The sequence below is a fragment of the Enterobacter sp. TCD1-1 genome, assembly GCF_020567405.1.
Lineage (GTDB): Bacteria > Pseudomonadota > Gammaproteobacteria > Enterobacterales > Enterobacteriaceae > Enterobacter > Enterobacter quasiroggenkampii.
In genome coordinates, this window is record NZ_JAJCXF010000006.1 from 130,596 (window position 1) to 148,110 (window position 17,515).

The 17,515-nt window shown below is 58.1% G+C and carries 18 protein-coding genes; 12 read left to right on the plus strand and 6 right to left on the minus strand.

Annotated elements, in window-relative coordinates; all coding sequences use genetic code 11:
* Nucleotides 1–83 precede the first annotated feature (83 nt).
* Complete coding sequence (locus LJA86_RS19520; RefSeq protein WP_229226606.1) at nucleotides 84–1,385, plus strand: cytosine deaminase; 1,302 nt, start codon at nucleotides 84–86, stop codon at nucleotides 1,383–1,385.
* An 18-nt stretch (nucleotides 1,386–1,403) separates the two neighbouring features.
* Here LJA86_RS19520 and tsgA read toward each other — a convergent pair whose 3' ends face one another.
* Nucleotides 1,404–2,588 (minus strand): MFS transporter TsgA, encoded by a 1,185-nt coding sequence (tsgA, locus tag LJA86_RS19525; protein ID WP_021242206.1) that lies wholly within the window; start codon nucleotides 2,586–2,588, stop codon nucleotides 1,404–1,406.
* A 278-nt stretch (nucleotides 2,589–2,866) separates the two neighbouring features.
* On the opposite strand from tsgA, the gene ppiA reads away from it, so the two are divergent.
* From ppiA to argD, 4 genes are all read left to right on the plus strand, one after another.
* A complete protein-coding gene (ppiA, locus tag LJA86_RS19530) occupies nucleotides 2,867–3,439 on the plus strand; it encodes a peptidylprolyl isomerase A (RefSeq protein ID WP_014885514.1) in 573 nt (190 codons plus the stop codon).
* Between the two features lie 106 nt (nucleotides 3,440–3,545).
* The gene (locus tag LJA86_RS19535) at nucleotides 3,546–4,130 is read left to right on the plus strand and encodes a putative adenosine monophosphate-protein transferase Fic (RefSeq protein ID WP_229226607.1); all 585 of its coding nucleotides are present in this window, start codon (nucleotides 3,546–3,548) and stop codon (nucleotides 4,128–4,130) included.
* Between the two features lie 30 nt (nucleotides 4,131–4,160).
* Entirely contained in the window at nucleotides 4,161–4,724 is a 564-nt protein-coding gene (pabA, locus tag LJA86_RS19540; protein WP_229226608.1) for an aminodeoxychorismate synthase component 2, read from the plus strand.
* An 86-nt stretch (nucleotides 4,725–4,810) separates the two neighbouring features.
* Nucleotides 4,811–6,034: a bifunctional acetylornithine/succinyldiaminopimelate transaminase gene (gene argD, locus LJA86_RS19545; RefSeq protein WP_229226609.1), complete on the plus strand. Its 1,224-nt coding sequence runs from the start codon at nucleotides 4,811–4,813 to the stop codon at nucleotides 6,032–6,034.
* Here the strand turns inward: argD and LJA86_RS19550 are convergent.
* Nucleotides 6,031–8,118 (minus strand): YccS/YhfK family putative transporter, encoded by a 2,088-nt coding sequence (locus tag LJA86_RS19550; protein WP_045909322.1) that lies wholly within the window; start codon nucleotides 8,116–8,118, stop codon nucleotides 6,031–6,033. The two genes, argD and LJA86_RS19550, sit on opposite strands and share 4 nt — an antisense overlap.
* Nucleotides 8,119–8,175: 57 nt before the next feature.
* Nucleotides 8,176–8,808, minus strand: a complete 633-nt coding sequence (gene crp / locus LJA86_RS19555) for a cAMP-activated global transcriptional regulator CRP (protein ID WP_000242758.1) — start codon at nucleotides 8,806–8,808, stop codon at nucleotides 8,176–8,178.
* Between the two features lie 311 nt (nucleotides 8,809–9,119).
* Between crp and LJA86_RS19560 the strand changes: the two genes are divergently transcribed.
* A complete protein-coding gene (locus LJA86_RS19560; RefSeq protein ID WP_014885509.1) occupies nucleotides 9,120–9,524 on the plus strand; it encodes an OsmC family protein in 405 nt (134 codons plus the stop codon).
* A gap of 95 nt (nucleotides 9,525–9,619) precedes the next feature.
* Here the strand turns inward: LJA86_RS19560 and LJA86_RS19565 are convergent, their stop codons facing one another.
* Genes LJA86_RS19565 through LJA86_RS19575 form a run of 3 tightly spaced genes read right to left on the minus strand, consistent with a single transcriptional unit; the run spans nucleotide 9,620 to nucleotide 11,757 of the window.
* Complete coding sequence (locus LJA86_RS19565; protein ID WP_008503017.1) at nucleotides 9,620–10,489, minus strand: phosphoribulokinase; 870 nt, start codon at nucleotides 10,487–10,489, stop codon at nucleotides 9,620–9,622.
* A gap of 30 nt (nucleotides 10,490–10,519) precedes the next feature.
* Nucleotides 10,520–10,738 (minus strand): YheU family protein, encoded by a 219-nt coding sequence (locus LJA86_RS19570; RefSeq protein ID WP_008503016.1) that lies wholly within the window; start codon nucleotides 10,736–10,738, stop codon nucleotides 10,520–10,522.
* Nucleotides 10,735–11,757 (minus strand): hydrolase, encoded by a 1,023-nt coding sequence (locus LJA86_RS19575; RefSeq protein ID WP_045909321.1) that lies wholly within the window; start codon nucleotides 11,755–11,757, stop codon nucleotides 10,735–10,737. The genes LJA86_RS19570 and LJA86_RS19575 overlap by 4 nt, the downstream gene beginning before the upstream one ends.
* Nucleotides 11,758–11,985: 228 nt before the next feature.
* On the opposite strand from LJA86_RS19575, the gene mdcA reads away from it, so the two are divergent.
* From mdcA to LJA86_RS19605, 6 genes are all read left to right on the plus strand, one after another.
* Nucleotides 11,986–13,641: a malonate decarboxylase subunit alpha gene (gene mdcA / locus LJA86_RS19580; protein WP_023326218.1), complete on the plus strand. Its 1,656-nt coding sequence runs from the start codon at nucleotides 11,986–11,988 to the stop codon at nucleotides 13,639–13,641.
* A complete protein-coding gene (locus tag LJA86_RS19585) occupies nucleotides 13,641–14,498 on the plus strand; it encodes a triphosphoribosyl-dephospho-CoA synthase (RefSeq protein WP_048226393.1) in 858 nt (285 codons plus the stop codon). Before mdcA ends, LJA86_RS19585 begins: the two co-directional genes overlap by 1 nt.
* Before the next feature lie 9 nt (nucleotides 14,499–14,507).
* Nucleotides 14,508–14,807, plus strand: a complete 300-nt coding sequence (mdcC, locus tag LJA86_RS19590; RefSeq protein ID WP_023294711.1) for a malonate decarboxylase acyl carrier protein — start codon at nucleotides 14,508–14,510, stop codon at nucleotides 14,805–14,807.
* Nucleotides 14,800–15,633 carry a biotin-independent malonate decarboxylase subunit beta gene (locus tag LJA86_RS19595; RefSeq protein ID WP_021242213.1) on the plus strand — a complete coding sequence of 278 codons (834 nt, stop codon included), beginning with the start codon at nucleotides 14,800–14,802 and terminating at the stop codon, nucleotides 15,631–15,633. The genes mdcC and LJA86_RS19595 overlap by 8 nt, the downstream gene beginning before the upstream one ends.
* The gene (gene mdcE / locus LJA86_RS19600; protein WP_025910348.1) at nucleotides 15,633–16,433 is read left to right on the plus strand and encodes a biotin-independent malonate decarboxylase subunit gamma; all 801 of its coding nucleotides are present in this window, start codon (nucleotides 15,633–15,635) and stop codon (nucleotides 16,431–16,433) included. Before LJA86_RS19595 ends, mdcE begins: the two co-directional genes overlap by 1 nt.
* A 122-nt stretch (nucleotides 16,434–16,555) precedes the next feature.
* A complete protein-coding gene (locus LJA86_RS19605; protein ID WP_021242215.1) occupies nucleotides 16,556–17,515 on the plus strand; it encodes an AEC family transporter in 960 nt (319 codons plus the stop codon).

Genomic DNA, 17,515 nt, shown 5'->3' on the forward strand with positions numbered 1-17,515 from the left:
TCGTTGAATTTGTGTACAACTCAGGGGCGGTTTTGCAAAAATCGATACGCCTGAATATCAGCTGCGTTTATAAGGGGAAAGGTATGTCTACATCACCGTTATGGCTTGTTCAGAATGTGCGTTTACCGGGTCGGGATGGGCTGTGGCAACTTGCCATCGAGAACGGGCGATTTGGTGACATCACCCCCATGGACGATATCCACGCCGAAAGTTATGAGGTACTGAACGCGCGCGGTGGTCTCGCTCTCCCACCGTTCATCGAGCCGCATATTCATCTTGATACCACCCAGACGGCGGGGGAGCCGAACTGGAACCAGTCCGGCACGCTGTTCGAAGGCATTGAACGCTGGGCGGAGCGCAAGGCGCTGCTCAGCCATGAGGATGTGAAAGCACGCGCCTGGAAAACGCTGAAGTGGCAAATCGCTAACGGCATCCAGTTTGTTCGTACCCATGTGGATGTCTCTGACCCGACGCTCACCGCCCTGAAGGCGATGCTGGAGGTGAAGCAGGAGGTGGCGCCGTGGGTAACGCTGCAAATCGTCGCGTTTCCGCAGGAAGGTATTCTCTCTTACCCGAACGGCGCGGCGCTGCTGGAAGAGGCGTTAAAACTGGGGGCCGACGTGGTGGGGGCGATCCCGCACTTCGAATTTACCCGGGAATATGGCGTCCAGTCGCTGCACATCGCTTTTGAACTGGCGAAGAAGTATGACCGACCGCTGGATATCCACTGCGATGAAATTGACGACGAACAGTCGCGGTTTGTCGAGACGGTGGCCACGCTGGCGTATGAGGCCGGCATCGGCCCGCGCGTGACGGCCAGCCACACCACCGCCATGCACTCCTACAACGGCGCTTACACCTCGCGGCTTTTCCGCCTGCTGAAGATGTCGGGGATTAACTTCGTTGCTAACCCGCTGGTCAACATCCACCTGCAGGGGCGCTTTGATGACTATCCGAAGCGTCGCGGTATCACCCGCGTTAAAGAACTGCAGGAGGCGGGCATTAACGTCTGCTTTGGTCACGACGATGTCTTCGACCCGTGGTACCCGCTCGGCACCGGCAATATGCTGCAGGTGCTGCATATGGGGCTACACGTCTGCCAGATGATGGGCTATCCGCAAATCGACAATGGTTTGAATCTGATCACCCATAACAGCGCCCGTACCTTCGGCCTGAGCGATTACGGTATTGAAACGGGAAACCCGGCAAACCTGATTATTTTGCCTGCGGAGAGCGGGTTTGAAGCGGTGCGCTGTCAGGTGCCGGTGCGCTGGTCGATTCGTCAGGGGCGGATTATCGCCACCACGCAGCTGGCGCAGACCTGGATCCAGATGGATACCGGAGGAGAAGAGGTCAGTTTCGCCAGAAACAGCCCCTCTGCGTAATGCAAAGGGGCGCAGGGTTTAGTGCGATGCCGCTGCCGCGTTGTGCTGGCGGTGGCGGGTCACAAAGCCCAGGATGAAGCACATGATGAACACCACGGCGTACAGACCGTTCGCGGTGTGCAGCGCGGCCAGCGGGCCGCTGTGGGCAACGATCGGGCCCGTCACCACGAAGGTCAGCATGGTGCCGATGGTGCCGCAGGTCAGAACGAAGTTAACCAGCTTCGGCGAGGCCACTTTGGTCTGCAGAGAGCCCAGGGTGATGATCGAGGTGTAGATCGCGCTGGAGAAGAAGCCCAGGGTCAGAATGAACCACGGCATATGTTCCGGGGAACCGTTGATGAAAAGATACATCAGCACGGTCGCCAGACCTGCCAGCACGGTCAGAATGCGCTGCAGGTCGAAGAAGCGCAGGATGAAGCTAAATGCCCACATGCCGAACATGTAAGACATCCAGAAATCGCTCACCAGTTTACCCGCATCGTTCAGGCTCATGCCCAGACCTTTGGCGTATTCCGGTACCCAGGAGATAAAGCCCAGCTGGCCCAGGATGTAGCACAGGGCGGCGATGGAGAGGAACAGCACGCCGATACCCCATTTCTCTTTCGCCACAGGCTCTGCCGTGGTTTGCGCTTTCTTGCCCAGTACCGGGAACTCGCAGCCGAAGGTCAGAATAAAGATCGCCACGTAGACGAGACCAATGCAGGCATAGACCCAGTACCATTCAATGCTGCGGGCCAGTAGAACGGCCGCGACCATCGGGAAGATCATGCCGGCCATGCTGAAGAAGGAGTCGGTAAACAGCAGGCGCGCGCCGCGCTGGCGGCCTTCATACATATGGGTAATCAGGAACGTACCGATCGACATGGTGATCCCGCTAACCAGGCCGAGCACGAACATGGCGGCAGAGAACAGGGCGATGCTGTGGCTCAGCATCAGCCCCGCCACGGCGGCGACCATCAGCACAAAGCCGAAGCGAAGCTGGGTTTTCAGCGGCACGATTTCCATCAGCCAGGCATTCAGGAAGATAGAGATCAGGATCCCCGCGTTGAGGAAGGTGAAGGTGTTACTCATGCTGGAAACGGGCAGTTGGAAGTAGTCTGCGATATTCCCCATCACCATCCCGGTGACGATCACCAACGCGCCGGTCAGGGCGTAGGAGAAGAAGCTGATCCATGTGAGCTTGATGCGATTGCTGTTAGTCATGTCTTGCCTGTTCAGAAAAAGAAAAGCGCCCATCGGGCGCTGAGAGCGGGCAGATTTTAGACATTAAAGTGATCTATTCATATCTTTTAAGAGAAATTAGAAGTTCATTGCAAGTTTTTATGTGATCGTGATCACATAAAAAGGCGATAAAACCAATCGTTTGCGTGGTTACAACTGTTTCAATTTCGTAAAATTAGGTAAAAGGCTGGTCTCCGTTCATACTGCTCTTTAGAATCAAGCCATTCGCTTTTTATACTGCGCTTTGTTAAGGAATTCTCATGCTCAAATCAACACTGGCGGCTGTCGCAGCTGTGTTTGCTCTTTCTGCCGTTTCCCCTGCTGCGCTGGCAGCAAAAGGGGACCCTCACGTTCTGCTGACCACCTCCGCCGGGAATATTGAGCTGGAACTGAATAGCCAGAAAGCTCCGGTTTCTGTGAAAAACTTCCTCGACTATGTGAACAGCGGCTTCTACAACAACACCACCTTCCACCGCGTGATCCCGGGCTTCATGATTCAGGGCGGCGGCTTCAACGAGCAGATGCAGCAGAAACAGCCGAACCCGCCAATCAAAAACGAAGCGGACAACGGCCTGCTGAACAAGCGCGGCACGATCTCTATGGCGCGTACCGCGGACAAAGACAGCGCGACCAGCCAGTTCTTCCTCAACGTGGCGGATAACGCCTTCCTCGACCACGGTCAGCGCGACTTCGGCTATGCCGTTTTCGGTAAAATTGTGAAAGGGATGGACGTCGCCGACAAGATTTCTCAGGTGCCTACTCACGACGTCGGTCCGTACCAGAATGTGCCGTCCAAACCTGTCGTGATCCTCTCCGCAAAAGTTCTGCCGTAATTCTTCTGAACGCGGGCTTCTCCTGCCCGCGTGATGTCGCCCTCCCTGCGAAAGCGCGTTTTGCTGCTTATACTTGTGGCAAACGGACTATTCAGGGAGGCGTTAAGTGAAAAAACTCACCGACAAGCAAAAATCCCGTCTCTGGGAGCAGCAGCGTAGCGTCAACTTTCAGGCCAGTTGTCTCCTTGAGAAAGGTAATGGTCCATCGGAGCCCGACATTGAGACCCTGGAGCTTGGGCCTTCCGCGCCCGGGTTACCCCATCTGTGCCTTATTCACCGCCATCTCTACCGCAGAGAGATGAAGCGGGCAGGGGAGTTCCGTACCGACGATATTTTCAAGGGGGATATTCCCTTCTGCCATTTCGAATACATCGAGAAGATGGGGAATGAACTGATAGCGGCGCTGGAAAGCGAAAAGTATCTTGTGGGTCTTGAGAAAGCGGCGTTTGTTGACCGGGTTAGCCACTATTACTGCGAAATCAACATGCTGCACCCGTTTATGCGCGGCAATGGCATTGCCCAACGGGTGTTCTTCGAGCAGCTGGCGCTTCACGCGGGTTACGCGCTGGACTGGCGCGATATCGATCCTGAGCAGTGGGTGACCGCTAACCGCAGCGGCGCAACGGGGGATTTAACCGCGCTAAACGCTATCTTTGCCAAAGTAGTGAGCGAAGCGCGGGAATCTGAGTAGAATAGGGCGGCATTTTTTTCGGGAGCCGCCATGATTCTGCTGATTGATAACTACGATTCCTTCACCTGGAACCTTTACCAGTATTTTTGCGAACTGGGTGCAGAGGTGGTTGTTCGTCGCAACGACGAGATCGAGCTCGCCGATATCGAGACGCTGGCTCCGCAGAAAATTGTGATTTCACCCGGCCCCTGCACCCCGTCGGAATCGGGTATTTCGCTGGAGGTTATCCAGCACTATGCCGGCAGGCTGCCTATCCTGGGCGTCTGCCTGGGTCATCAGGCGATTGCCCAGGCGTTTGGCGCCACCATCGTGCGGGCCGCCAAAGTGATGCACGGTAAAACCTCGCCGGTTACGCACGCGGGCAGCGGGGTGTTTACGGGGCTCAATAATCCGTTAACCGTGACGCGCTACCACTCGCTGGTGATTGACCCGCCGACGCTGCCTGACGGCTTTGAGGTGACCGCCTGGAGCGATACGCAGGAGATCATGGGGATTCGCCACCGCGAATGGGATCTCGAAGGCGTGCAGTTCCATCCGGAAAGTATCCTCAGCGAGCAGGGGCACGCGCTGCTGGCAAATTTCCTCCATCGCTGAATATCTGTTGCCTTGCTGTGATTTTTTATGCATATTTTGTGATTATATTTTCACAATCAATGTGACATAAAATGGATGGGCATGACATGGCAACTGAACAACCAGCAATTACCCGCGCAACATTTGATGAAGTGATCCTGCCGATTTATGCACCGGCTGAATTTATCCCGGTGAAGGGGAAAGGCAGCCGCGTCTGGGATCAGCAGGGTAAAGAGTATGTGGATTTCGCGGGCGGAATTGCGGTCACGGCGCTGGGTCATTGCCATCCCGCGCTGGTGGAGGCGCTGAAAACCCAGGGCGAAACCCTGTGGCACACCAGCAACGTATTCACCAACGAACCGGCGCTGCGCCTGGGCCGCAACATCATTGATGCCACGTTTGCCGAGCGTGTGCTGTTTATGAACTCCGGCACCGAAGCCAACGAAACCGCCTTTAAGCTGGCGCGCTACTACGCGACTACGCGCCACAGCCCGTATAAAACCAAAATCATCGCCTTCCATAACGCTTTCCACGGGCGCTCCTTCTTTACCGTCTCCGTTGGCGGCCAGCCGAAGTATTCCGACGGGTTTGGCCCGAAACCGGCCGACATCGTCCACGTGCCGTTTAACGATTTGCACGCGGTAAAAGCGGTGATGGACGACCACACCTGCGCGGTGGTGGTGGAACCTATTCAGGGGGAAGGTGGCGTGACCGCGGCAACCCCGGAATTCCTGAAAGGGCTGCGCGCGCTGTGCGACGAACATCAGGCGCTGCTGGTCTTTGATGAAGTGCAGTGCGGAATGGGACGTACCGGGGACCTGTTTGCCTATATGCACTACGGCGTGACGCCGGATATTCTGACCAGCGCGAAAGCGCTCGGCGGTGGATTCCCGGTAAGTGCGGTCCTGACGACGCAGGAGATCGCCTCCGCGTTCCACGTCGGTTCTCACGGCTCAACCTACGGCGGTAACCCGCTGGCGAGCGCCGTTGCGGGTGCCGCGTTCGACATCATCAACACGCCAGAGGTGTTGAACGGCGTTAGCGCGAAGCGCGAGCTGTTTGTGAAACACCTGAAAAAGATTGACGAGCAGTTCGACGTGTTCAGCGAGATCCGTGGGATGGGGCTGCTGATTGGCGCTGAGCTGAAGCCGCAGTACAAGGGCCGCGCGCGTGATTTCCTGCACGCCGCCGCTCGCGAAGGGGTGATGGTGCTCAACGCCGGGCCGGACGTGATGCGCTTTGCGCCGTCGCTGGTGGTGGAAGATAAGGATATTGAAGACGGATTAACCCGCTTTGGCGCGGCGGTTGCGAAGATCGTCCAGCAGAATTAGTACGGCGTTCGTTTCAACACGCGCGTTAACCAAACCCCATGATGCGGACGCTGACGCCATGCCACCGACGAAATGGTGTGCATGGTGTTCAGATGCCCCAGCACGCGCTGTAAATGCTGTTCCAGGGTGCTCATTGGGCCGTGGGTCAGCGTTTCCGGCGCTTCCAGAATATTTGAATCCCCCGACTCACCCGGCGAGTCATACTCCAGACGCTGCTGACACCGCTGCAACGCAATTTCACACGACTGCAAATAGCGCTGCGCCAGATCCGGCGTGAGCATCGTGTGCTCGCGCGCCAGCGTGGTCATGGCGTTAATGTGCTCGACGATAAACTGGCTGTGCGTCACCCAGAGCTTCATATCGGCCAGATAGTGCGAGTTAAAGCCCGGCTCCTGCATCGCCTGATTGAGCGAGTTAAACAGGGCGTTGTGCGCCTGGTTGACCTTCATGCGCTGATACGCCAGCGGGGAGGGCTGCGGGTCGTCGCTGAGGATCAGGCGAATGGCCTGCTGGTCAGCTTCCAGCGCGTCATGGGCGTTCTGGCGCAGCAGTCCGCTTTGCCACTGCGGCCAGAGCCAGACCATACCGCCGAAGGCAATCAGGCAGCCGATCAGGGTATCGATCAGCCTGGCGACAATAAACTGTTCGCCATTGAGCGTGAGTAGCTGCAGGGTGTATACCGCCGTCACCGTGAAGCCCACCATCGCCCAGCCGTAGTTTTTGCGGATAATCAGGTAGCTCACCAGCGTGATCGCCAGCATCCCTGCCAGGGTGTAGCCTTCCGGCACGTGGAAGTGCAGCGTCACGCCCGCAATGATCAGCCCGGCCATGGTGCCGCCCGCCCGATGCAGAATACGCACCCGCGTGGCGCCGTAGCCGTTCTGGGTGACAAACAGCACGGTCATTAAGATCCAGTAGGGTTTCGGCAGATGCAGCGCCATGCCCATCAGGCTGGCGGTACTGAGCATCACGCTAATTCGTGCGGCGTTGCGCAGGGCGGACGATTTAAGCGACAGATAGCTCCTGAGCGCGGGCAATAACGGCAGCCGTTTTTGCTTATCCGCCATCAGATCGCGCGGATAAAGCGGGCGCTGGGTGCGCAGCACGCGGGCGATGCGGCTGAAGTGCCAGGCGGCAAACTGGCCGACCGGGTTATCCGGATGCTGACGGGCGATTTTCTCCAGCGCGCCGAGCTGTTTTTCCATGTTAAAGCGCGTGGGGTAGCGGTGGTAGAGAATGTCGTCAGCCAGCACCCGCAGTCGTGCCGAGACGGTCTGCGCGTTCCAGCGGATCACCGCTTCGGCGTGGCTGCGCTCGACCAGCTTTTGCACCTCCTGCGGATGGTGCAGGCTCACGGAGATATGCTCCTGCAGATCCAGCCCGACCTGGAAGGTGCGCAGCAGCCGTTTGTATTCGTGGTTCTTGTTGGCGGCGAGCATATGCAGCTGCTGATAGCACTGGCTTATCAGATCCACCACCTTCTGCTGGCGCGTCAGCAGCGGCGGTAAGGCTTTTTCCGGATCGGTATGCTGGGTCAGCAGGGTGTATTTGGCTTCGCAGTACTCCGCTAGCTGCACATAGAGCAGGCTCAGGGATTCGCGCAGCGGCTGTTCCCGCCACAGCCAGAACCAGAACCAGTTGAACAGCCCGTACCACAGTGTCCCCAGGGCGTAGATCAGCAGCGGCTCCCACACCGGCATATTCCCGGCGAGGCTTAGCGTGAAGATGGCCGCAATCAGCGACGCGGGAAGCAGGCGAGCGTGCAGCGAACTGATTTCCGCCGTGACGCCGAGCGTCATCGCCAGCACGGTCAGGATCAGCGGCAGCGGGATATCACGAGCCAGTAACAGCTGTACGGCGAGGCTACAGCCGGCAAACAGGCAGCCACCAATAATCAGGCGTTTGAAAAAGCGCTTATGCGGCGTGTCCAGACCGGCGATGTTGCAGCAGGCGGGCACGAGGGAAAACAGCAGGCCTTGCTGAAGATGTCCGAGGATCAGGCCTATGGCCACGGGTAGACACAACACCAGCGTTTGTCGCAGTGCGTAGTTAACTTCCGGGTGATAGATCAGCCTGCGCCACATGGGGAGTAGAGACAAAAACGGCGTGACACCTTGCGATGGCACGCCGTTTGAGCGGAATTAACGCGTTCCGTAGACCACGATGGTTTTACCGTGGGCGGAAATCAGGTTTTGATCTTCCAGCATTTTCAGGATACGGCCCACTGTTTCACGGGAGCAACCAACGATCTGACCAATTTCCTGACGGGTAATTTTAATTTGCATGCCGTCCGGGTGGGTCATGGCGTCCGGCTGTTTCGCCAGGTTCAGCAGAGTTTGTGCGATGCGGCCCGTCACGTCCAGGAAGGCGAGGTTGCCCACTTTCTCTGAGGTGACCTGCAGGCGGCGCGCCATCTGGGAAGAGAGACGCATCAGAATATCAGGGTTAACCTGAATCAGCTGACGGAACTTCTTGTAAGAAATTTCAGCCACTTCACATGCTGTCTTTGCACGAACCCAGGCGCTACGTTCCTGGCCCTCTTCAAACAGGCCCAGTTCACCGATGAAATCGCCCTGGTTCAGATAAGAAAGGATCATCTCTTTCCCTTCTTCATCTTTGATCAGCACTGCCACCGAGCCTTTAACGATGTAATACAACGTTTCTGCTTTTTCACCCTGGTGAATCAGCGTGCTCTTCGATGGGTACTTATGAATGTGGCAATGAGACAAGAACCATTCGAGAGTCGGGTCTGTTTGCGGTTTGCCAAGCACCATGCGCTGTTATCCTCTGTTATAAGCTGTCACCAGAGTCATCAGATGCATCCGGACTCTGGGGTTGCAATCGAATTCTTACCCATACCCTGGGAAGTCGGCTACCGTAACGTTTCGCAGCCAGTAAAGTTTGATGTCCTCTGCATACATGTGTAACGTCAATGTATTACTGTAGCATCCTGAGTGTTTTAGCATAGCTTTCGCCGCGTGTCTCCTGGTGTCTCGCTTCAGCATGATGCAGGTCGCCTTCCATTGCGAGAAATGTAACGCACGCGTAATCTGTCACCAAAAATGCAACGTTGGAGTTTAAGAATATGCAAGCGCGCGTGAAGTGGGTTGAAGGTTTAACGTTCCTGGGCGAATCCGCGTCAGGGCACCAGATTTTGATGGACGGTAACTCCGGCGATAAAGCGCCCAGCCCAATGGAAATGGTGCTGATGGCAGCAGGGGGATGCAGCGCCATTGACGTGGTGTCGATTCTGCAAAAAGGCCGTCATGACGTGACGGATTGTGAGGTGAAACTGACGTCAGAACGTCGCGAAGAGGCGCCACGCCTGTTCACCCACATTAATCTGCACTTTGTGGTCACCGGTAAAGCGCTGAAAGACGCGGCGGTTTCACGTGCGGTGGACCTGTCTGCCGAGAAGTACTGCTCTGTGGCGTTAATGCTGGAGAAAGCGGTAAAAATCACCCATTCGTATGAAGTGATCGAGGCTTAATCTTTTGGCGGGTGGCGCTTCGCTAACCCGCCCTACAAAAGCTACAACTGCACGAACGTAGGCCGGATAAGCGAAGCGCCATCCGGCAACAGACGTCACGCAATCTGCTTTCCTTCCATCAACCGCTCCACCAGCGGCGTCATGATGAGCTCCATCGCCAGCCCCATTTTTCCGCCCGGTACGACCAATGTATTCATGTGAGAAATAAACGAGCCCTGCAGCATCGCCAGCAGCCAGGGGTAATCAATGCCTTCGAGATTGCGGAAATGAATCACCACAAAGCTCTCATCCAGGGATGGGATACTTTTGGCCGCGAACGGGTTGGAGGTGTCCACCGTCGGCACGCGCTGGAAGTTGATATGGGTGCGGGAGAACTGCGGCGTCAGGAAGTTGATGTAATCTTCCATGGAGCGCACCACCGAGTCCATCACCGCCTCTCGCGAATGGCCGCGTTCGCTCATGTCACGCGTCAGCTTCTGGATCCACTCCAGGTTAACGATAGGGACCACGCCGACCAGCAGGTCCACGTGGCGCGCCACGTCGTGTTGCGGTGTGACCACGCCGCCGTGTAATCCTTCGTAAAACAGCACGTCGGTGGGTTCCGGGAGGGGCTGCCAGGGGGTAAAGGTACCCGGCACCTGATTCCAGGGAACGGCTTCATCATAGGTATGCAGATACTTGCGGGACTGCCCTTTGCCGCTCTGACCGTACTCAATAAAGGTTTGTTCCAGCAGGCCGAAGTCATTGGCTTCCGGACCGAAGTAGCTGATGTGTTTTCCCAGATCGCGCGCCTTACGGATGGCCATGTCCATCTCCGGACGCGTGTAGCGGTGAAAGCTGTCGCCTTCGACCTCCGCCGCACGGAGATTCAGCTGGGCGAAAATCTTGCGAAATGCGAGGCTGGTGGTGGTGGTTCCCGCACCACTCGACCCCGTAACGGCAATAACCGGATGTCTGGCAGACATAGCAACTCCCTGACTGAAAAGGGTGGAAGATCAGCCGTGAAACGCGTTGCGGGGCATGATATTGACCGTCTCATGCAGTTCTGACCACACCAGCACCACGTCGCCGCTTTTCAGCTGGCGCTTTACATCGTTGACCTTTTGCTCAAGCGAGCGTTCCTGTTCACCATAATCGGTGCCTTCGCGTAATACAAAGCTTTCAATCAGATTATCGAGCGTTTCGGGAGCCAGATCCTGCCAGGGAATAATCATGTTGCACCGTCCAGATAAGGGGTTAGCCAGTCAGGAATACGCGTCTCAAGCCACATTTTCGGGCGGCGCAGCGTGCCGCCAATAAACCCGACGTGGCCGCCGTGCTCGGTCAACTGATAGTGAACGTTGTCGGGCAGGAATTCCTGAGCGGGAATCGAGTGATGATCCATAAATGGGTCATCTTTGGCATGAATGATCAGCGTCGGCTGCGTGATCTTGCTGAGCAACGGCATGGCGCTGCACTGACGATAATAGTCAATCGCATCGGCGAAGCCGTGAATTTTCGCGGTGATCAGATCGTCGAATTCGCGAATGCGGCGTACCTTTTTCAGCTGGCGCAGGCTGACCGGGAGGGTGTCCGGGTAGGCCTTCAGCTTACGCGCCGCGTTGGCCTTCAGCAGGTTGAGCAGGTAGCGCTGATAGACGCGGGAAAAGCCTTTATCCATGTGGTAGCTGCACTGCTCCAGCATGAACGGGGCGGAGACGATGACGGCGGCATCCAGCGGGACGCTTTCCCCCTCTTTAGCCAGCAGGCAGGCCAGCATATTGCCGCCCAGCGAGTAGCCTACGGCCGCGGTGGGCACGGTGCCGAAGTTGTCCCGCAGCCAGTGTAAAAACCACGTGCCGTCTTCGGTTTCACCCGAGTGATAGATGCGTTTCTGACGATTCGGTTCGCCGCTGCACCCGCGAAAATGCATCACCACGCCGAGCCAGCCGCGCGCTTTGGCCGCCTCAATTAACCCGTGCGCATACGGGCTGTGCAGGCTGCCTTCCAGACCGTGAAAAACCACCAGCCGCGGCTTATGGCGAGCCTGATCAGGCGCTTCGCTCCAGGCGAGATCCAGAAAGTCACCGTCTGGCAGGTCTAGCCGCTGCCAGTGTGGGGTGAATTGCACCTTGCGGCGGATCAGTCGCGGCAGCATGGTCTGCAAATGGCGATTGGCGACGCCGCGCATAGGCACGAACTCAGTGCTGTCTTCGGCTGCAATCTCGAAGCCTGATGGAATGATTTGGGTCATAAGCGCGATGCTGATTCTTGTCAGAAATTAACGATACTTTCCGAATTGTACCCCGTTTAGCCTGGTTTTCCGAAACATGAACTGATCCCGATCACAAATATTTACCTTGATTATTACTCTCAGGCTAATGATTCAGCTCTACGCTTAATTGATGCCTTTCTCACCAGAGCGCACACTTTACTCAACGTTAAGCAAATCAAAATGATTAGCTGAATCAGGAGGTTAATAATGTTATCTGGGCAAACACCCACCCGGCAATGGAACACGCGACGCAGCGAAAAAGCGCGTCGTCTGGCCTCCGTACCGGTGCAGGGCAAGGTACTGCCAACCGGCGATCTCGTCGCCATGCTGGAAAAACTGATCGCGCCAGGCGACAAGGTCGTGCTGGAAGGTAACAACCAGAAGCAGGCCGATTTCCTTTCCCGCTCGCTGGCCGAAGTGAACCCGCAGATCGTCCACGACCTGCATATGATCATGCCGAGCGTTGGCCGTAGCGAACATCTGGATATCTTTGAGAAAGGCATCGCCCGCAAGCTGGATTTCTCCTTCTCCGGAACGCAGAGCCTGCGCATCTCCCAACTGCTGGAGGATGGTCAGCTCGAAATCGGCGCGATTCACACCTACATCGAACTCTACTCCCGTCTCTACGTCGACCTGTCGCCCAACGTGGCGCTGATTGCCGGCTTTAAAGCCGACCGCAAAGGCAACCTCTATACCGGGGCGAGCACCGAAGATACCCCGGCGCTGGTGGAAGCCGCCGCGTTCCATGACGGCATCGTCATCGCGCAGGTGAACGAGCTGGTGGATGACGAGTGTGACCTGCCGCGCGTGGATATTCCGGGCTCGTGGATTGACTTCGTGGTGGTGGCCGATAAGCCGTTCTTTATCGAACCGCTGTTTACCCGCGACCCGCGCCTGATTAAACAGGAACACATCCTGATGGCGATGATGGCCATCAAGGGTATTTATGCGGAACACCAGGTGCAGTCCCTGAACCACGGGATCGGCTTTAACACTGCGGCGATTGAGCTGCTGCTGCCTACCTACGGTGAACAGCTCGGCCTTAAAGGCAAAATCTGTAAACACTGGACGCTGAACCCGCATCCGACGCTGATCCCGGCTATTGAAAGCGGCTGGGTCGAGAGCGTGCACTGCTTCGGCGGCGAGCTGGGGATGGAAGAGTACATCCGCGCGCGTCCGGACGTCTTCTTTACCGGTGCCGACGGCTCCATGCGCTCCAACCGCGCGTTCTGCCAGCTGGCAGGTCAGTACGCGGTGGATATGTTCATCGGCTCTACGCTGCAGGTGGACGGCTACGCCAACTCCTCAACCGTGACCCGTGGTCGTCTGTCCGGCTTCGGCGGTGCACCAAACATGGGTCACGACCCGCACGGTCGTCGCCACGCCACGCCAGCCTGGCTGAACATGATCACCGAACCTGACCCAATGCAGCGCGGCAAAAAACTGGTCGTGCAGATGGTGGAAACCTTCCAGGCGGGTGTGAAGCCGACCTTCGTGGAAAAACTCGATGCCATTGACGTGGCGAAAGCCTCCGGTATGCCGCTGGCGCCGGTGATGATCTACGGCGATGACGTCACCCACGTGCTGACGGAAGAGGGGATTGCCTACCTCTATCGGGCGAAAGATCTGGAAGAGCGTCGTGCCATGGTCGCCGCCGTCGCGGGGATCACCGACATCGGTCTGGGCGTGGATGCCAAACGCGTGGCGGAACTGCGTCAGAGCGGCAAGGTGGTCTATCCGGAAGATATGGGGATTCGCCGCACTGATGCCACCCGGTCTCTGCTGGCGGCAGGCAGCGTGTCTGATCTCGTGGAATGGTCCGGCGGTCTCTACAACCCACCTGCGAAATTCCGGAGCTGGTAATGAAACTTCTCCACCAGATTCAGGTTGAAGGCGGTGCCGAATGGCTGGCGCGAACCGCCACGCAGTGTCTGATTGACGAAGCACGTTTAAGCCCGAAACCCGGTCTGGTGGACAGTCGGGGGAACGGCGCGCACCACGATTTATCCCTTGCGCTGATGGAGTGCTCCGCGCACAGCCTGACCTCCACGTTTCAGGCGCTGGCGCTGCAAAGCTGGCAGCGCCCGGCAGATATCGCACTTCGGCAAACCGTCGGGCGACTCGGTCGCGAAGGCGAGCAGCAGATGATGGCCGCAACCGGTGGCGTAAACACCCATCGCGGCGCGATTTGGGCGCTGGGGCTGCTGGTCAGCGCGGTGGCGATGCTCGGCGGTGATGCCAGGGCGCAAGACGTCGCCCGCACCGCCGCACAGCTGGCGAGACTGCCGGACGACGCGGCACCGAAGGTGTTCAGTAAAGGCCTGCGCGCCACGCACCGTTACCGCGTGCCGGGCGCGCGTGAAGAAGCGCAGCAGGCGTTCCCGCACGTTATGCAGCGCGCGCTGCCGCAGCTTCGCCTGAGCCGCCTCAACGGCAGCAGTGAAACGCACGCCAGGCTCGACGCGCTGATGGCTATCATGACCTCACTCACCGACACCTGCGTGCTGTCACGTGCCGGAATGGAAGGGCTTGATGCCATGCAGGACGGCGCCCGTGCGGTGCTGAATGCCGGCGGCAGCGCAACGCCTGCAGGCCAGCAGGCGCTGGCGAGGTTAGACCGTCAGATGCTGGCGCTCAACGCCTCACCGGGCGGCGCTGCCGACCTGCTTGCCGCCACGCTGTTTCTCGACCGCGTCGAAACGCCAAATTCAAAGCATTAAGAGGATGTTATGGAAAAAATCACATTGACCGTGCCAGCCAGCCGCACGTTAAGCGGCAGGGCGCTGGCAGGGGTAGTCGGTTCCGGGGATATGGAGGTGCTCTTCACCGCCGAACCGGGCCAGACGTTAACCATTGATATCACCACCTCCGTGGACAACAGCCGGGGGCGCTGGGAGGCGCTGTTCAACCGTCTGCAAACCGTCAGCAGCCTGCCCGCAGGGAAGCTGACCATCCACGACTTCGGCGCGACGCCGGGCGTGGCGCGCATTCGCATCGAACAGGTTTTTGAGGGGGTGAGCCATGCGTGATGACAGCAGCTTTATCGAACTGAAAGCGCGCCAGCGCGCGCAGGCCCTGCTCGACGAGGGCAGCTACCGCGAACTGCTGGATCCGTTTGAAGGCATTATTTCTCCGTGGCTTGGGCCACAGGGCATTGTGCCGCAGGCGGACGACGGCATGGTGGTGGCGAAGGGCACCATCAACGGCAAGCCTGCCGTCGTCGTGGCGATTGAAGGCGCGTTCCAGGGCGGCAGCATGGGCGAAGTGTCCGGCGCCAAAATGGCGGCGGCGCTGGAGCTGGCGGCGGAGGATAACCGCAACGGCATTCCGACTCAGGCGGTACTGTGCCTCGAAACCGGCGGCGTGCGTCTGCAGGAGGCGAACCTCGGCCTGGCGGCGATTGCCGATATTCACGCGGCGATTGTGGACCTGCGTCGCTATACGCCGGTTATTGGCATTGTGGCCGGAACCGTGGGCTGCTTCGGCGGGATGTCCATCGCGGCGGCGCTCTGCAGCTACCTGATCGTGACCCGCGAAGCGCGTCTTGGCCTCAACGGCCCGCAGGTTATCGAACAGGAGGCGGGCATTGAGGAGTACGACTCCCGCGATCGTCCGTTTATCTGGAGCATGACCGGCGGTGAAGTGCGCTATCAAAGCGGGCTGGTGGATGCGCTCGTCGGCGACGGTATCAACGCGGTGAAACAGGCGATGAACGACGCGATTGCTAAAGGCGTTCCCGCGAAACATCGCACCGATAACTACGACGATTACCTGAACCGTCTGACGAATTTCGACACCCGCAAACAGGCTGATGCCGAACAGATTAACGCGCTTTTTGCCCGGGAGGTGAAATGATGAGTAACGCAATAAGCCGTGGCGAACGCTGGCTGGACATCCTCGCCCCGAACGCCAAACGTATCGAGGGGCTATGCCCGTCCGTCCAGGCGGCAGACGGCGAGCTGAACGGCGAGGCGGTGCGCTTTGTTGCCGTGGTGCCGGATGCCAACAACCACTTCCCGCGTGCGGCGAAAGGGGAAGTGGGGCTGCTGGAAGGCTGGACCCTGGCGAAAGTGGTCAGTGAAACCGTCGCGGCGGATGCTGACAAACCCGTGAAGCGCCCGATTGTGGCGGTGATCGACGTCCCAAGCCAGGCCTATGGCCGACGCGAAGAGGCGTTTGGGATTCATCAGGCGCTGGCCGGTGCGGCAGCAGCCTATGCGAATGCCCGCCTGGCCGGTCACCCGGTGATTGGGCTTATCGTCGGCAAGGCGATGTCCGGCGCGTTCCTGGCGCACGGCTACCAGGCCAACCGCCTGATCGCCTTTAACGATAAAGGCGTGCTGATCCACGCGATGGGCAAAGAGTCTGCGGCGCGCATTACGCTGCGTACCGTCGAGGCGCTGGAAAAACTGGCTGCGACCATTCCGCCCATGGCGTACGACATCAGCAACTACGCCACGCTGGGGCTGCTCTCTAACCTGCTGGATATCAGCAACCCGGATGCCCCCTCCGATAACGATCTGACGCTGGTGAAATCCACCCTGCAACAGGCCATCAGTGACGCTCGTCAGGACACCACGTTGAAAAACCGTCTGGGTGCTGACAATCGCCGCAGCTCGGCGCTCGTACGCGAACGTATGCGAGCCAGCTGGTAAGTAAAAAGAGACCTGCCAGATGCATCAACCCGTGGGCGCGTGACAGCGCCCACGCGGGAACCTGCATCCTGAAAATAATAATCATCGCGCCAGTGCTAAAACTTTTTTACTACAGGTGATTTATGACTTACGTAATTGTTCATGCTCTTGCACCGATTTTCGTCATCATGCTGCTGGGATTCTGGGCCGGCAAGGCAAAGATGGTCGATAACAAAAATGTTTCCCTGCTTAATATCTTCGTAATGGATTTTGCACTGCCTGCCGCGCTGTTCAGCGCCACCGTGCAAACCCCGTGGACCGGCATCGTTGCCCAGTCTCCGCTGATCCTGGTGTTGACGCTGGCGATGTGGATCACCTATGCGGTCATCTACTTCCTTGCCACCGGCGTCTTTAAGAAATCGCCACAGGATGCAGCCGTGCTGACGCTCACCGTCGCGCTGCCCAACTATGCAGCGCTGGGTCTGCCGATTCTGGGCAGCGTGCTGGGCGAAGGCTCCTCTACGTCGCTCTCCGTCGCGGTCTCCATCGCCTGCGGTTCGGTGCTGATGACCCCGTTCTGCCTGCTCATTCTGGAGCGTGAAAAAGCGCGCGCTGAGGGCAATAGCTCCGGCTCAACGCTCTCAATGCTGCCGGTGCTGATGTGGCGCTCCATTAAAAAACCGATCGTGATGGGCCCGCTGCTGGGCGTGATTTTGTCCGCCATCGGCATCAAAATGCCGGAGCTGGTGCTGGCGGCGATCAAACCGCTGGGGCTGTCCGCGACCGCTGCGGCGCTGTTCCTGACCGGGGTGATCCTCTCTGCCCGTAAGCTGCAGATTAATACCATGGTCATCACCTCCACGATCGCTAAGCTGCTGATTCAGCCAGCCATTGCCTGGGGTATCGTCTTGATTTTTGGTCTGCACGGCTCCGTGGCGATCACCGCTATCCTGATGATTGCGCTGTCTGCAGGCTTCTTCGGCGTTGTGTTCGGTAACCGCTTTGGCGTGCAGTCGCCGGATGCAGAAGCCGTGCTGCTGTTAAGCTCCGTCCTGTGTATCCTGTCGCTGCCGCTGTTTATCTCGCTAACTTCAGGAATGTAA

What these genes read in the sequence shown, in the direction of transcription:
- LJA86_RS19520 (WP_229226606.1), top strand. Translation starts at nt 84, where the DNA reads ATGTCTACATCACCGTTATGGCTTGTTCAGAATGTGCGTTTACCGGGT.
- mdcE (WP_025910348.1), top strand. Translation starts at nt 15,633, where the DNA reads ATGAGTAACGCAATAAGCCGTGGCGAACGCTGGCTGGACATCCTCGCC.
- mdcC (WP_023294711.1), top strand. Translation starts at nt 14,508, where the DNA reads ATGGAAAAAATCACATTGACCGTGCCAGCCAGCCGCACGTTAAGCGGC.
- pabA (WP_229226608.1), top strand. Translation starts at nt 4,161, where the DNA reads ATGATTCTGCTGATTGATAACTACGATTCCTTCACCTGGAACCTTTAC.
- crp (WP_000242758.1), bottom strand. Translation starts at nt 8,808, where the DNA reads ATGGTGCTTGGCAAACCGCAAACAGACCCGACTCTCGAATGGTTCTTG.
- argD (WP_229226609.1), top strand. Translation starts at nt 4,811, where the DNA reads ATGGCAACTGAACAACCAGCAATTACCCGCGCAACATTTGATGAAGTG.
- mdcA (WP_023326218.1), top strand. Translation starts at nt 11,986, where the DNA reads ATGTTATCTGGGCAAACACCCACCCGGCAATGGAACACGCGACGCAGC.
- ppiA (WP_014885514.1), top strand. Translation starts at nt 2,867, where the DNA reads ATGCTCAAATCAACACTGGCGGCTGTCGCAGCTGTGTTTGCTCTTTCT.
- LJA86_RS19605 (WP_021242215.1), top strand. Translation starts at nt 16,556, where the DNA reads ATGACTTACGTAATTGTTCATGCTCTTGCACCGATTTTCGTCATCATG.
- LJA86_RS19575 (WP_045909321.1), bottom strand. Translation starts at nt 11,757, where the DNA reads ATGACCCAAATCATTCCATCAGGCTTCGAGATTGCAGCCGAAGACAGC.
- LJA86_RS19565 (WP_008503017.1), bottom strand. Translation starts at nt 10,489, where the DNA reads ATGTCTGCCAGACATCCGGTTATTGCCGTTACGGGGTCGAGTGGTGCG.
- tsgA (WP_021242206.1), bottom strand. Translation starts at nt 2,588, where the DNA reads ATGACTAACAGCAATCGCATCAAGCTCACATGGATCAGCTTCTTCTCC.
- LJA86_RS19550 (WP_045909322.1), bottom strand. Translation starts at nt 8,118, where the DNA reads ATGTGGCGCAGGCTGATCTATCACCCGGAAGTTAACTACGCACTGCGA.
- LJA86_RS19595 (WP_021242213.1), top strand. Translation starts at nt 14,800, where the DNA reads ATGCGTGATGACAGCAGCTTTATCGAACTGAAAGCGCGCCAGCGCGCG.
- LJA86_RS19570 (WP_008503016.1), bottom strand. Translation starts at nt 10,738, where the DNA reads ATGATTATTCCCTGGCAGGATCTGGCTCCCGAAACGCTCGATAATCTG.
- LJA86_RS19585 (WP_048226393.1), top strand. Translation starts at nt 13,641, where the DNA reads ATGAAACTTCTCCACCAGATTCAGGTTGAAGGCGGTGCCGAATGGCTG.
- LJA86_RS19560 (WP_014885509.1), top strand. Translation starts at nt 9,120, where the DNA reads ATGCAAGCGCGCGTGAAGTGGGTTGAAGGTTTAACGTTCCTGGGCGAA.